The sequence below is a fragment of the Streptomyces sp. NPDC045021 genome, assembly GCF_056432645.1.
The window spans coordinates 25,537-38,942 of record NZ_JBWKIQ010000020.1 but is presented as its reverse complement, the minus strand read 5'-3'; the positions used below and the strand labels follow the sequence as shown (position 1 = coordinate 38,942).

Genomic DNA, 13,406 nt, shown 5'->3' with positions numbered 1-13,406 from the left:
TGGCCCTGTTCGCCCGCACCTTCTCGCCGTCGCCGCCGCTCTCGAACGCTGCGACCAGGTCCCGACCCATGACGGGAAGATCCCCGACGGCCTGATCCCCCTCACCTGCAACGAGATCAAGCGCCTCTTCACCGCGCCGGCCGTCCGGCCCGCTCGCGACATGGCAGACCGGTTGTCCCCCATGCGAGGGAGGCGGATGGTCCGCGCGGCGGATGTGACCGGTGTGAGTGCTGCGGATCCTTGAGTATCAGCAATTCGAAAGGCGGAGGTCACGGTGGCTGTTCCTACGCAATCGCGGACACACACCGGCTCCAGCCGCCCGTTGGAGGACGCGGGGTGGGCGGTGTGGTCGCGGCGCTGGCCCACGTGGGCACCGCATGCCGCCGCGGTGTGGGGCGTGTTGTTCGCCGTAGTCCAGGTCACATGGGCCACATCAGGCGCCACCGTGCCCTGGTCGCCGGATATCGCGTATGCGCCGACAGTCCAGCTCCTCCTGGCGGCCCTCGCCGTCCTGGCTGCCGTTGCCTGCCTGGCCACTACCCGAACGCTTGCCAGGCGTGGCCGAGTGACGACAGCAGCGGCGCTGATCCTGACGGTCCCAGTGTTCGTGATGGGAATGGCCAGTCTGCCGGCGTACTTCGTGACGCTGGCGTCGTTCTCCGGGGTGGGCAGTGCCACCGGCCTGGCGCATGACCTGTTGAGCGCGGTGGGCGCAGCTCTTCTCATCCTCGTCGCGATGTCGTACCGCCGACGGCTGCGAGGCAGGTGCCCTCGGTGCGGACAGGACCACGCAGGCGGTTTTGACGGTCCGCTCGCCCACCCTGGCCCGTCCCTCGCCTCGAAGCGAACCCGAGTCGCGGTCTACCTGCTCATGTGCGGGCTCCTGCCGTGGGCGGGAGTCAAGACCATCTGGACGCTGGGTGGCGATGCGATCGGCGTCACGGCCCAGGGGTGGCGGGAGATGAACGCAGGCGAGTCGGGGCTCGCAAAGGCCCTCGCATCGGTGGGAATCGATGTCACCGTGCTGGCCGCGATGGCTGCGATCTTCCTGCTGCTGGGACTGCTCCACCCGTGGGGACAAGCGTTCCCCCGATGGACCCTGATCCTCTCCGGGCGGCGAGTCCCACGCCTACTGCCTTTGCTACCAGCGTGGTTGAGCTCCGTTGGCCTGTCGGTATACGGAGTCTCCTTGCTGATCTACGCCCCGCTCAGTGCCACCGGAGTACTGCCGAAGCTGAAACCGTCGGGGCCCTTCACCACCAGTTCCGGGATCACCTGGATGGTCGCCTTCGGCGGTCTGGCCTTCGCCGGCCTGGGCTTCGGCCTCATCGCGGCCGCCCGTTCCTACTCCGCCCGGACCCTCCCCATCTGCGCCAGTGCCGCCACCCGCGAATCGGCACCGTCAGCGTAGCGATCGAGCTCCGCCGGCCCCCACCAGCGAGATCATGATCCACAGCTGGAGTGCTAGTGAATGCCGGCCGCCTCACAGGCGGCGGCGTAGCCGGCGGTACAGATCTGCACCACGAGGTACACGGCATCCTTGACGACCGTGTCCTTGATGTTGGCCTTGGTCACCGACACCGCGGGGAGTAGCTTCGCGGGGACGGTGGTGCCGGAGCCGCTGGTCGCCACGGTGTTCGCGATGTCCGTGATGTCCTCATCGTTGAGCAGCTTGACGGCGATCTCGGCGGTCGCGTCGGCCTCGGGCTTGAACGCCTTGTATACGGTGCTGCTCTGCCGGCCGACCAGGATCCGCTGGATGCCGGCGAGGTCGGCGTCCTGACCCGTCAGCGGGACGTCGATGCCCGCGCCCTTGAGGGCGGTGGCGATACCGCCGGCCATGCCATCGTTCGCGGAGTAGACACCGTCGATGTTCTTGGCGCCGAGTCGGGCGATCGCCTCCGTGACCTTCTGATTCGCGACGGTGTCGTTCCACAGACCGCTCCGCTCGTACGCGATCTTGACCTTGCCGTCGAGCACCTTGTGAGCTCCGGTCTTGAACTGCGCGGCGTTCGGGTCGGCGTCGTCGCCGTTGATCATGACGACGTTTGCGGTCGGGGTCGCCTTGGCGCCCATGGCGTCCAGGAGCGCCTGGCCCTGCAGCTCGCCGACCTTCTCATTGTCGTACGAGACGTAAGCGGAGACCGGACCCTGGGCGAAGCGGTCGTACGCCACGACCTTGATGCCTTTGTCCACGGCCGCCTGGACCGAGGCCTTGATGCCGACCGCGTCCTGCGCGCCCAGGATCAGGACCTTGACACCCTTGGCGATCATGCTGTTGACCTGCAGCGCCTGCCTGGCCGGGTCACCGCCGGCATTCGCGTAGGCGATCTTGCAGTCGGGACAGAGCGATGTGATCTTGCCTTCGATCAACGGACGGTCGAACTTCTCGTACCGCCTCGTGGCGTAGTCCGGAAGCAGCAGACCGATCGACTTGTCCTTGAGACTGACTCCAGTGTTGCCACTCGTCTCGCCGCAAGCGGCCGCGGACATGGTCATCGTTACCGCAAGCGAGCCCATGACGGCACGACGCATTACCGCGTTCATTTTTGGGTTGCCTCCCTGACGAGGCCGCAACGCTGCGGCCGAGGTTCACGCGAGTAAACTCGGCCGACGCCATACCGTCAACAAGTAAACTATTAACGAGATGGAAACGACATAGTCGTTAATTGTCTGAACCAAGAGCAAGGACCGACAGTGGGACCGCCATCTCCCAGCGCCAGGTTGTCCGTCGTCACACCTGTCAACGGACCCTATGCGCTGCCACTGGCAACCTGAGACGCGACCCCGGGCGCCGTACGCGTCGGCGACGCGGTCCACGGGACGACGCAGCCGTGGACATTCGTGGTGCACGCGGTGCGCCACGGGGCACCCGCGGTGCACGCGGTGCTGCACCACCTGGTGTCCGAGTCAATCCCTGGGCTCACCGCATTCAATCGGTGGCACCGGTCACCGCCTCATGCCGCGCAGGAGGGTCGCCGAGTACGAGCTCGAACCCGACGTGGGTCGGACGGAAACCGAGCTGCTCGTAGAAGCGGTGGGCATCGCCGTGGGTGGCGTCCGACGTCAGCTCGACCAACGCGCGACCGCGCTCGCGCGCCCGGTCCACGCACCATGGATGATCATGGTGCCAAACCCCAGCCCTTGTGCGGCACTACCGATCCGCACGCTCTCGATCTGGGCGCAGGTCGTGCCCTTGCGGGACAGGAGGAACCAGCCGTACGCAGGGTGCTTGGACCACTCCAGTCCCGGGCGATCCAGATCGCCGTCGACCTCGACGAGATACCGGCACGGTGCTGGCTCCGTCGGTCCGCCACAGATAACCCCGGGCTCGGTGGGAACCCATCGGTCGGCGGCGCCGCGGCGTGGAAGTGGCGGCGTCCATGCCGTACGGGGGCTCTGAGGCTGCTTCGACGCAGCCCTCGGTCGGGGTGCGTCGGCCGTGTCCCTCACGGTCAGGCCGCGGCGGGCCCAGCGGTCGGTGCGTGCCGGTATTCCGCCAGCCACCCAAGGGATTCGGCCGACTGTGTGCTGAGCCGTGACCTGCGCACGTGGTTGCCGGTTGAGTGGGCATGAAGAAACGAATGATGCTTGCGGTTGCTTCCTTTGCCACGGGAGTGGTGACTGCACTGATCACCCCCAGTGCACATGCCGGCGTTGCCGATGGCACCTTGAACAACCCGCATGCGTTGACGGGCGTCGATCTGCTGAACACATCGGTCAACAGCCACCCTCACAGCGGAGAGAACAACAACGCCAACACCCGGGCTGAGGGTCACCACAACAGTCGCGAAGGGTAACGGCGGCACACACACCAGGGGCCACCCACCCCGTTGGCGGTACCGCGGCCGGTGGCGTCCAGGCACTTCCCGAACGCCCGCGCTCTACGTGACTCCGGCCGGATCGACGAGCGGAGGAACCAGCGGCGAACTGCACGCGGTGGACGCGGGCAGGTGCCTGGACGTACTGAATGCGTCCACCACGGCGGGACCACAGATGCAGATTTGGGACTGCTCGGGCGGCTCCCACCAGTCTTCACGCGTACCTCTTCGAACCAGTTGACCGTCGTCGGTGGCACCAGCCAGATGTGCCTGGACGCGAACAACCAAGGCACCAGTCCTGACACCAAGGTCATCGTCTGGCCGTGCAACGGCCAGACGAACCAGCAGTGGAACACCAATCCCGACGGCACTGTCACCAGCGCCCCGTCGGGGCTCTGCCTGGACGTGACCGGGCAAGCACCGCCAACGGCACGCCGGCCGAATTGTGGTCCTGCAATGGCGGCAGCGATCAGCACTGGACCCTCGGATAGCCCGGAATCGCCCTAGTCGGCACCGGATGCGTCGGGAGTTCCGTTCGGAAGGGCCCACTTCTTGCGGTGGGGTCAGTGCCGTGCGAACTGGACCCGCGTCGGCTGCACGGTTCCCGGCCGCAGAGCGATCCCGTTGATGGTCAGTTGTTCTCCGTAGATATCGGTGAGCCTGATCGGGCCGCCGCACCCGCTGCCGCCGGGGGAGAGGAAGTAGTTGTAGCCGGTGCGGGCGAGTTGGCGCCAGCCGCCGCTGGTGCGGACCTCCAGCCGGGCGAGCGGATTGCGGTGGCCGATTGCCTGAATGCCGCACCAGTAGGGGCTGGATCCGTCCTTGTAGCGGATCGAGAGCGTGCCCGACGTGCCGGGGCTCAACAGGCTCCAGGTGATCGCGATCCGGCCGGTCGAGGTGGGAGCCAGTTGGGCGAAGGCCTGTTCGCTGAGGTCCAGTTGCCGTGGTGCACAGGGCAGTGGGCATTCGTTGGTGATCCGGACCGTGACGGAGGCGCCGTTTGCCGCGCGGACGAGCACATAGGCCCCGCAGGCCTTGGACGTCTCGTAGTCGGTAGTGTTCATCGCCGCGATCATCATGTCGCCGCTCGGGCCGTACGAGCAGGCGCCGTCCCCTACCCCGGCCTTGTAGACCGTGGCGACTCCCTGGTAGGTGCTCTTGGGTCGAATCCGTCCGGCCTGGGATGACGTGGCAGGAGCCGTCCGCGGGGAGGCCGATGACGGCGCCGCCGACGTGGTCGCGGAAGGCGTCGGAGTCGTAACGCCGGCCGACGGGGTCGCGGAGACGGCGGACGGGGAGGCTGTGGAGGGCTTCTTGCCTGGAGGTGTCGGCGGGAGAGTCTCCTGGGAGTTGGCGACGGCCGTGGCCGGGGCCTGCCCGGCATCCTCCTTACCGTCTGGTTGCAACATCATGCCGAGGCAGACAAGAAGACCCGTGACGACCAGCCCCGTGGTGGTGCCCACCATCAGTCCGCGTCTGCGCCTGCGCTGCCGCGCGGCCTGGCGTGTTTCCTGCATGTTCATCCGTTCGGAAGAGCGTGTCGGTGTTGTGCTACTCAGTGGCCGCAGGTGGCGAAAAGGTTGCCGCCGATTTCCCGGTCGGCTGAACGGTCCCGGGTGGCGGGCTCAGGGCGCGCCACCCCGGGACCGTTCAGCCGACCTTGGTCATGTTCCACTGCTGCGGAGCGCCGCCGTTGGGGGACCACTGGATGACCGGGATCTGCTCCGCGCCGTTGTCGGCGTTGTCCAGCGCCTTTCCGCTGGGCCGGTTGATGAGCCGGTAGGCGCCGCCGCCGAGCGACCCAGCGCTGTGATGGCCCACTGCTGCTGATGACTACCGTCGTCGGTCCGCTGCACCATCACTCCGTTGTCGGAGGCGCTGTTGTTGTCGTCGAGGGCCTTGCCGCTGCGGACGTAGACCAGCCGGTAGGCGCCGCCTGCGAGGACAGCCTGCATGCCGTTGACCTCCACGCAGACCACGGAGTCGTTCGCGTTGGACGCGGTGGCCGGCACCGTGACGTTGATCTGGCCGCCATTGACCCAGCAGTTGAGCGAGGCGGAGGGGTTGTCATCAGGTAGACGCGGTTGATCGTGTTGTACACCGCCGGAATCTGCAGAGTGCCGCCCGTGGGCCAGCTGAAGACGTGGGCGAAGAGCTTGCCGTTCTTCTTGGTGACCTTGCCCCAGGATGGCTCGGTGGCGAAGGGCTGCCGCTGGTGCCGTGGATGCTGTCGCCGTGGGTGGCCATCCAGGAGGCCATGCCGTTCAGAACGGTCACTGATCTGATGCGGAGCCCGAATTCTCCTCAGAGCTGCTCGAGTAGGGAGCGAGGCTGAGCACGACAGACTGCTCTTCGAACCGTGTCAGACCCGCGGGCGATGATCGGTCCATGCTGCAAGCGAGAGATGAACATGGCCGGCGGGCGGGAAACCCGAAGACTTCAGCGTTGAGCCGGATGGTGGCGAACCTTGGCCGGGGAAACGCCTTCGTCATCGTCGAGCGAGTCGACGATGAGGCGGACGGCGACTGGTATGTGCAGGTTTGGCTGAGGGACGACAACACCTATCAGCTGGAGTTCCGTGATGTGCTTGCCGCGGAGCACTACCAGACCCGGACGATCTCCCAGGACAAGATGATCGCTGCCTTGAGCGGTTGGGCTGAGGGGCGTCCCGGGTGGAAGGACGCCTTCATGTGGAACAACATCAGCACCATGTTTGGAGACGTCGGCGGACCCTGCCGTCCTGCGATCGGCAGGATCAGTGACCTGCGTCTGTTCAGCTGCGGCCCATGGGGATGACATCTGGGTTCGCCATCGGGATGGTGGGTCGTGCGGCCTCGGGAGTGGCCAGCAGGGTGACGATGGTGAGGCTTCTTGCCCGAGGCTCTTGAACGGGTGCGCGCTTGAGGCGGGCCTGCGTGGATCACCGCTCCTGGGGCGGCCTTCGCGGGATCGGTGCCGTATCGAATGAGGCAACTGATCAGCACGAAGGCCGTGGGAATGAGTCTGCTCCTGCCGTCGGAGGCTCCGTGTATGGCGGTCAGCTTCCGTCGGTGATGTACCAGTCCTTCTTGAGGTACTCCAGGGTATAGCTGCCTAGGTCACTCTCGGAGAAGGTAGCGGAGGACCTGACCGCTTCGATCGGCATCACGATCTTGGCCGGCGTGCGCACGGCGATGCGCTTCGGGTCGACCGTTGCGCTGCGCAGGGCCTTCTTCTGCGCGGGCGAGATCATCTGGAACACGGCGACGTACGTCGACGTGCACGGGCCGAACCCCTTGTCCTCTGCCTTCTTCGCGCCGGGTCCGGCCACTTCGCAGACGGTCTTGATGTCCTCGCGGCCGAGGGCGTGGAGGTACTGCTCGTACCGCTGGATCGCGCGCTCCTTCGTCCTGGGCGCGGGCTGATCGCCGGTCGGGGTGGCCGACGGCTTCTCGGTCCGAGCGGACGCGGACGGCGTAGCCGACGGCTCGTTCGCCCGCGTGGATGCGGATGGCTGCGAAGGCTTCGCGTCCGCGTTGTCCTTCGATTTCTCCGGACCGCACGCGCACGCCATCAGGGCCACACAGGCCGACACCGCCACGCTCACGATCGTCCGCGCTCTCATTCCGGTCCCCTCACCAGTCGACTACACATCAAGAGGTCACGCAGGATCCGGGGGAACGGTTCCCGAGTCGGTGCAGGAGTCGTGATCGGTGCCGCGCTCGTCGCCGTCCCACTGACATCTGAGAGCCGGCCATAGCCATTGGAGAAGAACAGGGCACCCTGCGATCAGTGACGAAGGGTCAACCAGGCAAGGTCACTTGGTGCCCCGCCCTGCGGTCGGTCTCGGTCTGGTCGTGTTCGGGGATGACGGGGATGACGGGGACGCGTAGGTAGGACGGGTGGTCGGGCCTGTGTGAAGGGTGGGTCACCGTCCTGTCCACCCGCTACGACACCTGGCAGTACGCCCTACTTCGGTACCTGAAAGCCGCCGATCTTCTGCTCGAGCAGTTCGGCCAGCCTCAGCGGGGTGCGGTCCTCGAACATCGGACCGATGAGCTGCACCCCCACTGGCAAGCCCTCGGGGGACCGGCCCGCTGGTATGGCGGTGGCGGGCAGGCCGGGCATGGTGGCCAGGCCGGCCCAGACGAGCTGGTCGAGGTACGGGTACTCGACGCCGTCGATGTCGATCCGACGTTCCAACAGATCGGGGTTGTGGTCGTGCGGGAACGCGGGAGTGGGCGTGATCGGACACACCACGGCATCGAACTCGGCGAAGAGCTGGCGCCAGCCGTGGCGGTGGAGCTCGCGACGGTTGTTCGCCTCGATCCAGTCGCGGTGGCTGAACACCAGACCGCGCAGCCGCGCCGCACCGAGACTCTGGTCGTCTGCGCTCAGTCCGGCGGCGCGGGCCCGCAGCTGCTCGTACGCTTCCACGGGAAAATGTGCGCCGGAGCCTGAAAACAGCAACTGCGTGTAGATCATCGCGGCTTCGGCCAGATCGGGCAGCAGCGGACTGTGCCGTTCGACGCGGGCGCCGCCGTCGGCAAGCGCGTCGGCCACCCGGTCCACGCCCGCGCGCACCGCGGACCCGGTCGGGAGGAGCGGATGTGTATCGAGGACCAGGACCCGGAAGTCGCAGAGCCGCTCGTGGCGCGCGGGCGCCAGTGTCAAGCCGTACCCCACACCGAGCGTCAGCGGGTCCGGTCCGGCCATTACGTCGAGCAGGAGCGTGAGATCGCGGGCCGTGCGCGCCATCGGACCGACGACGGCGAGGTCAAGCTCGGCCGGCAAAGCCGGCGCGGGCGGCGGGACCATACCGCGGCTCGCCGCCAGCCCCAGCGTCGGCTTGTGCGCGTAGACACCGCAGAAATGTGCGGGGGTGCGCAACGAACCGCCGATGTCGGAGCCGATGGACAGCGCGCCGAATCCGGACGCCAGGGCCGCCGCTGATCCGCCGGAGGATCCACCCGACGTGCGACCGTGATCCCACGGGTTGTTGGTGGTGCCGTAGATCTCGTTGAAGCTCTGCACATCTTGCAGCCCCAAAGGCACATTGGTCTTACCGAGCACCACCGCGCCCGCGGCCTTGAGCCGCGACACCTGTACCGCGTCCTCGGCGGGCATGTAGTTCCGGTGTTGCGGTATGCCCCAGGTCGTGGGCAGCCCGGCGATGTTGTACGACTCTTTGACCGTCACCGGGATACCGAGCAGCGGACGGTCCTCACCGCGTGCGCGCGCCTGGTCGGCATCGCGTGCGGCGGCCCGTGCACGGTCGAAGTCCGGCACACAGATCGCGTTGATGTCCTTGTCGTCCCGCTCGATACGGGCGATCGCCTCGTCGGTCAGTTCCGCCGAGGTCACGTCACCGGCACGCATGGCAGCCGCGAGATCTTCGGCCGTCTGAAATTTCCACTCCATGGATCCGACCGTACCGGCCTCTGGAACAGGCCATGAAATGCCGCTTCGCACAACGGGGTTGATGTCTCCATACTCATCGTATTCCTCTCCGGTCACAGACGAGTCGCCCGACCGCTGGGAACCGGAGCGCTTGCGCGGGCGTGCGGATGGCAGCCCTCAAGCCCTGTGGGGACACTGTGAGGATCACCGCGTTACGCGACCCGCCGATCTCGTTCGTCGCCACCCCGCCCCACCGCGAGGTCTACGAAAACTCTCTGCGGGCGGCGGGCTTGACCGCGTTGGCGTGGGTACCGCTGACGGTGTCCGATGCCGGCGTGGTTGAGTTCGGTGCGGAGTTCTGGGCGGATCTCGGTGACAATCATCCGTTGAACCCGGACGACGTTCTGGGCTGACGGCCAGTCTCAGGAAAAGGCAGTCTCCCCAATCGGGGCGCTGGGCTTCATGGGTGCTCGTGATGACGACAGTGCCGCGGACAGCTATGAGTTGGCAGATCCCGAGCCTCGGGCCTGTCCACGGTTCGCGACGGATGCAGCGCCACACCGTGATCCTGCAGCGGCCCGCCATCCCCAGGAACGGGGTGACGGGCCGCACGATTATGTCTGGAACCCCCTGCTCCGCACGCCGTAGCGCGTGGATTTGCGCGTCTCGCCGGCCGGTTACTGCAGCCGGCGTCTGATCGTGCGCATGAGGTCGACGGCTTTGTCCTCAGTGAGGGTTTCTCCGGGAGCGGTGGATGCGAAGCTGGTCAGCCGCAGGCAGTGGTCCTTGTAGGGGCCGCCGACTTTCACGATTCCGTCACTCGTGCCCTTGTAGGCGTCGACATCCAGTTCGTCGGCTATGCCCGTGCCCGGTTCACCGCACTGGGCTCGACTTTTGTTGACCTTGAGCCACACCACCCAAGTGTCGAGGGCTTGAGGCTGCCGCCAGTGGCATTCGTAGCCGTAACTTCCCTCGATGGCATCTGCTTTGACCTTGGAGCCGATCGCCTGCTCGACCTCTGTGGTGGTCAGCAAGTCGCACGGGCTCGTCCAGGCCACCGACGCGGAGTCGGAGTCCCCGCCCCCACCGCAACCGGCCAGTACCACCATCGTTGAAGCGGCCAGTACCGCCATCGCTCTTCGCATACTGGATTTTGGCATTGGTGATGTTCCCACGTGGGGCTTTCGTCAAGCTCCGCCCGGGACGGTGGCCGATGGTGCCGCGCCTGGTGCCGCCAGGGCGCCCGTTGGTGCGGACCGGGCGTCACGCACACGGACAGCTGCCCCACCCGGCTCTCCCACGGTTTCTGCGGCCTGGGCATCGGGACTCGCTCGCCAGGTGCCGGGCACGAGGTGCCGGATGGTGCCGATGCTGCTCGCCTGGAACGGGATCGGTGGTGGTCCACTGCCAGCCCATCTGGACGTACTGTCCATTTTGGACGTACAGTCCAGATATGAAGACTGTGGAGGAGGGCGACGACCCTCGCGTGCGGATGTGGGCACCGGCGTGTCAGGCCATTGCGCTGCTGATAGGGCCGTATGCCGAGGTGGTCCTGCACGACCCGGACTCCGACCGGATCCTGGCCATCTGGAATCCGATGAGCTCCCGCGGCGCGGGAGATCCGTCGCTGCTGGGCGAGCTGGATGCACTCGATCCGTCGGCCCGGGACGTGTTCGGCCCGTACGAGAAGCTGCTCGCGGACGGCCGGCGCCTGTCGTCGGTCAGCGCCGTCCTGCGCGATCCAGGCGGAAAGGCGTCCGCGGTCCTGTGCGTGAATCTGGACCGCACTCCGCTGGAGCAGGCCGCAGCCGTGCTGTCCGCGTTCGGCGCCCCGAGCGTGGCCCGGCCGGAGCCGCTGTTCGAACAGGACTGGCACGAGCGCGTCCAGCACATCGTCGGCGCGTACGTGCGCGAGTGCGGCCGCCCGGTCGAGCGGCTGACCCGCGCCGACCGCCTGGCAGTCCTCGCCCGGCTGGACGAGGCCCGGGTGTTCGCCGTACGCCGGGCCGCTCCCGTCGTCGCCGGCGTCCTGCGGGTCTCCCGATCGACCCTCTACGGCCTGCTGGCCGACGTGAGAGCACCAAGAGCGAAGGACTGAGCACCATGACCCGGCTGCCCGACTTCCGCCTGGAAACCTACTTCTCCCAGTGGGAGTTCACCGCGCGGCATCACCTGACCGCCTCCGACGTCCAGACCATGACTCTCAGCGAACTGCTCGCCCTGGCCGACGATCAGGAGCGGGCCGCGTTCGAGAACCTGTCCCTGGGCTACACCGAGACGTTCGGTGATCGCGCCCTGCGCGAGGTGATCGCGCAGATGTACGAGCGGGCCGACGCCGCCGACGTCATCTGCTTCGCGGGCGCCGAGGAAGCCCTCTACCTGGCGATGAACGTCCTGCTGGACGCGGGCGACCACGCGGTTGTGGTGACACCGAACTACCAGGCGGCCGAGACCGTGCCCCTGGCACTGTGCGAGGTCACCGGCGTCGCCCTCGATCCCGACCGCGACTGGGCCCTGGACCTCGACGAGGTGAAGGCGGCGATCCGCCCGAACACCCGGGTCGTGTCGGTGAACTTCCCCAACAACCCCACCGGCAAGGTCATCAGCGCGGCCGACTTCACCGAGGTGGCGCGGCTGTGCGACGAGCGCGGCATCCACCTGTTCAGCGACGAGGTCTATCGCGGCCTGGAGCGCGATCCGGCCCGCATCCTGCCGCAGGCCACCGACCTGTCCGAGCGCGCTCTGTCGCTCAACGTGACCTCCAAGTCCCTGGGCCTGCCGGGCCTAAGGATCGGCTGGATCACCTGCCGCGACCGGGCCCTGCTGTCCCGCCTGGAGCGGGCCAAGCACTACACCACCATCTGCAACTCCGCGCCCAGCGAGGTCCTGGCCCGCATCGCGCTCAAGGCCCGCACCACGATCCTGGACCGCAACCGGGCCCTGATCGCCCAGAACCTGCCGGTGTTCGACGCGTTCTTCGCCGAGTTCGCAGACGACTTCGAGTGGCAGGCGCCGGACGGCGGATGCGTCGCCTATCCCCGCTACCGCGGCCCGCAAGGAGTGGAGGGGTTCTGCACCCGCCTGGTGAGGGAAACCGGCGTCCTGCTGTTGCCCGCCAGCATCTACCGCTCCGAACTCACCCCCACCCCCACCGACCGGTTCCGCATCGGCATCGGCCGCCGCGACCCGGAAGAGGGCCTGGCAGCCTTCTCCCAATGGATGCGGACGAGCCGATGACCCTCACCGTCTTCGACCCGGCCACCATTGAAAGGGCCGCCACCTCGCAGCTGGTCCTCGACAGCGTCCGGGACGCGCTGATCGCTCACGCCGAAGGCCGCACCAGCGTGCCACCGCCGCTGCACATGGACTTCCCCGCGGCCGACGGGGACTGTCACGTCAAGGTCGGCTGGATCACCGGTGCCACCGATTTCACCGTCAAGATCGCGACCGGCTTCTACGGCAACCCCGGCCTCGGCCTTCCGTCCAATCACGGTCTGGTGTGCGTCGTCAGCGCCCGCACCGGACAGATACGCGCGCTCCTTGACGACCGGGGCCTGCTGACCGCCTGGCGCACCGCTGCCGCGGGCGCGCTGATCACCCACGCCATGGCCCGCCCCAGCGCCGACACGCTAGCCGTATTCGGTACCGGCGAACAGGCCCGCCTCCAGGCATCCTGGCTCACCAAACTCCGCCCCATCAGCACGGTGCTCGTCCACGGCCGCACTCTGCCCAAAGCCAAGCTCCTGTGCGAACAGCTCAACTCACGCGGGCTGCACGCCCGGCCCGCCGCGGCCCAAGAGGCCGCCGGTGCAGACATGATCATCACCACGACCCCGGCCACAGCTCCCGTCCTGGATGCCACCCACGTGCGCGAAGGCGCACACGTGACGGGCATCGGCACAGACATGCCGCACAAGAACGAGCTGCCACCGGCGCTCTTCCACCGCGCACAACTCATCGCCACCGACGACCACGCCCAGTGCCTCGACCATGGGGACTTCGGCCACGCCGTCCGCGCCGGGACCACCGCCCACGACAGCGACATCGCGGCCGGCCAGCTGCTCAAAACGCCCGTCAACCGGCCGGACACGTGGATCACGGTCGCCGACGTCACCGGTGTAGGCGCCCTCGACGCGGCCCTCGCCTCGGCCGTACTCGACCAACTCCTGCGGTGACCATCGGAGCCGGGCAAGCAAAGCGCAGGCC

The 13,406-nt window shown here is 67.3% G+C and carries 15 protein-coding genes and 1 pseudogene; 8 read left to right on the top strand and 8 right to left on the bottom strand.

The annotated features are described in order from the left end of the window. Nucleotides 1-565 precede the first annotated feature (565 nt). Nucleotides 566-1,411: a hypothetical protein gene (locus AC07DC_RS38155; RefSeq protein ID WP_478919344.1), complete on the top strand. Its 846-nt coding sequence runs from the start codon at nucleotides 566-568 to the stop codon at nucleotides 1,409-1,411. Nucleotides 1,412-1,464: 53 nt separating this feature from the next. Here the strand turns inward: AC07DC_RS38155 and AC07DC_RS38150 are convergent, their stop codons facing one another. Both AC07DC_RS38150 and AC07DC_RS38145 read right to left on the bottom strand, forming a co-directional pair. Beyond that, nucleotides 1,465-2,547, bottom strand: coding sequence for a sugar ABC transporter substrate-binding protein (locus tag AC07DC_RS38150; RefSeq protein WP_478919342.1), 1,083 nt, complete (start codon nucleotides 2,545-2,547; stop codon nucleotides 1,465-1,467). A gap of 385 nt (nucleotides 2,548-2,932) precedes the next feature. Further along, entirely contained in the window at nucleotides 2,933-3,109 is a 177-nt protein-coding gene (locus AC07DC_RS38145) for an N-acetyltransferase (RefSeq protein ID WP_478919340.1), read from the bottom strand. A gap of 463 nt (nucleotides 3,110-3,572) precedes the next feature. Between AC07DC_RS38145 and AC07DC_RS38140 the strand changes: the two genes are divergently transcribed. Both AC07DC_RS38140 and AC07DC_RS38135 read left to right on the top strand, forming a co-directional pair. Then, the gene (locus AC07DC_RS38140) at nucleotides 3,573-3,800 is read left to right on the top strand and encodes a hypothetical protein (RefSeq protein ID WP_478919339.1); all 228 of its coding nucleotides are present in this window, start codon (nucleotides 3,573-3,575) and stop codon (nucleotides 3,798-3,800) included. A 285-nt stretch (nucleotides 3,801-4,085) separates the two neighbouring features. After that, the gene (locus AC07DC_RS38135) at nucleotides 4,086-4,328 is read left to right on the top strand and encodes a ricin-type beta-trefoil lectin domain protein (protein WP_478919450.1); all 243 of its coding nucleotides are present in this window, start codon (nucleotides 4,086-4,088) and stop codon (nucleotides 4,326-4,328) included. 56 nt (nucleotides 4,329-4,384) lie between these two features. On the opposite strand, the gene AC07DC_RS38130 is transcribed toward AC07DC_RS38135, so the two are convergent. The 3 genes and pseudogenes from AC07DC_RS38130 to AC07DC_RS38120 form a co-directional block, all read right to left on the bottom strand. Continuing rightward, nucleotides 4,385-5,338 (bottom strand): expansin EXLX1 family cellulose-binding protein, encoded by a 954-nt coding sequence (locus tag AC07DC_RS38130; RefSeq protein WP_478919337.1) that lies wholly within the window; start codon nucleotides 5,336-5,338, stop codon nucleotides 4,385-4,387. Nucleotides 5,339-5,471: 133 nt separating this feature from the next. Next, nucleotides 5,472-5,642 (bottom strand): RICIN domain-containing protein, encoded by a 171-nt coding sequence (locus tag AC07DC_RS38125; RefSeq protein WP_478919335.1) that lies wholly within the window; start codon nucleotides 5,640-5,642, stop codon nucleotides 5,472-5,474. Between the two features lie 35 nt (nucleotides 5,643-5,677). Beyond that, a pseudogene (locus AC07DC_RS38120) lies at nucleotides 5,678-5,776 on the bottom strand (hypothetical protein); the annotation flags it as partial. A gap of 433 nt (nucleotides 5,777-6,209) precedes the next feature. Here AC07DC_RS38120 and AC07DC_RS38115 point away from each other — a divergent pair. Next, entirely contained in the window at nucleotides 6,210-6,617 is a 408-nt protein-coding gene (locus tag AC07DC_RS38115) for a hypothetical protein (protein WP_478919334.1), read from the top strand. A gap of 241 nt (nucleotides 6,618-6,858) precedes the next feature. On the opposite strand, the gene AC07DC_RS38110 is transcribed toward AC07DC_RS38115, so the two are convergent. Both AC07DC_RS38110 and AC07DC_RS38105 read right to left on the bottom strand, forming a co-directional pair. Next, nucleotides 6,859-7,425, bottom strand: coding sequence for a hypothetical protein (locus AC07DC_RS38110; protein WP_478919333.1), 567 nt, complete (start codon nucleotides 7,423-7,425; stop codon nucleotides 6,859-6,861). Nucleotides 7,426-7,769: 344 nt separating this feature from the next. After that, entirely contained in the window at nucleotides 7,770-9,221 is a 1,452-nt protein-coding gene (locus AC07DC_RS38105) for an amidase (protein WP_478919449.1), read from the bottom strand. Nucleotides 9,222-9,397: 176 nt separating this feature from the next. Between AC07DC_RS38105 and AC07DC_RS38100 the strand changes: the two genes are divergently transcribed. Beyond that, complete coding sequence (locus AC07DC_RS38100) at nucleotides 9,398-9,613, top strand: hypothetical protein (RefSeq protein ID WP_478919331.1); 216 nt, start codon at nucleotides 9,398-9,400, stop codon at nucleotides 9,611-9,613. Nucleotides 9,614-9,877: 264 nt separating this feature from the next. On the opposite strand, the gene AC07DC_RS38095 is transcribed toward AC07DC_RS38100, so the two are convergent. After that, the gene (locus tag AC07DC_RS38095) at nucleotides 9,878-10,333 is read right to left on the bottom strand and encodes a hypothetical protein (protein ID WP_478919329.1); all 456 of its coding nucleotides are present in this window, start codon (nucleotides 10,331-10,333) and stop codon (nucleotides 9,878-9,880) included. Nucleotides 10,334-10,653: 320 nt separating this feature from the next. Here AC07DC_RS38095 and AC07DC_RS38090 point away from each other — a divergent pair, with 320 nt between their 5' ends. The 3 genes from AC07DC_RS38090 to AC07DC_RS38080 are packed head-to-tail and all read left to right on the top strand — an operon-like array spanning nucleotide 10,654 to nucleotide 13,375. Then, nucleotides 10,654-11,298 (top strand): helix-turn-helix transcriptional regulator, encoded by a 645-nt coding sequence (locus AC07DC_RS38090; protein ID WP_478919328.1) that lies wholly within the window; start codon nucleotides 10,654-10,656, stop codon nucleotides 11,296-11,298. A gap of 5 nt (nucleotides 11,299-11,303) precedes the next feature. Continuing rightward, nucleotides 11,304-12,437 carry an aminotransferase class I/II-fold pyridoxal phosphate-dependent enzyme gene (locus tag AC07DC_RS38085; RefSeq protein ID WP_478919326.1) on the top strand — a complete coding sequence of 378 codons (1,134 nt, stop codon included), beginning with the start codon at nucleotides 11,304-11,306 and terminating at the stop codon, nucleotides 12,435-12,437. Further along, nucleotides 12,416-13,375: an ornithine cyclodeaminase family protein gene (locus AC07DC_RS38080; protein ID WP_478919325.1), complete on the top strand. Its 960-nt coding sequence runs from the start codon at nucleotides 12,416-12,418 to the stop codon at nucleotides 13,373-13,375. Before AC07DC_RS38085 ends, AC07DC_RS38080 begins: the two co-directional genes overlap by 22 nt. The last annotated feature ends 31 nt before the right edge of the window (nucleotides 13,376-13,406 follow it).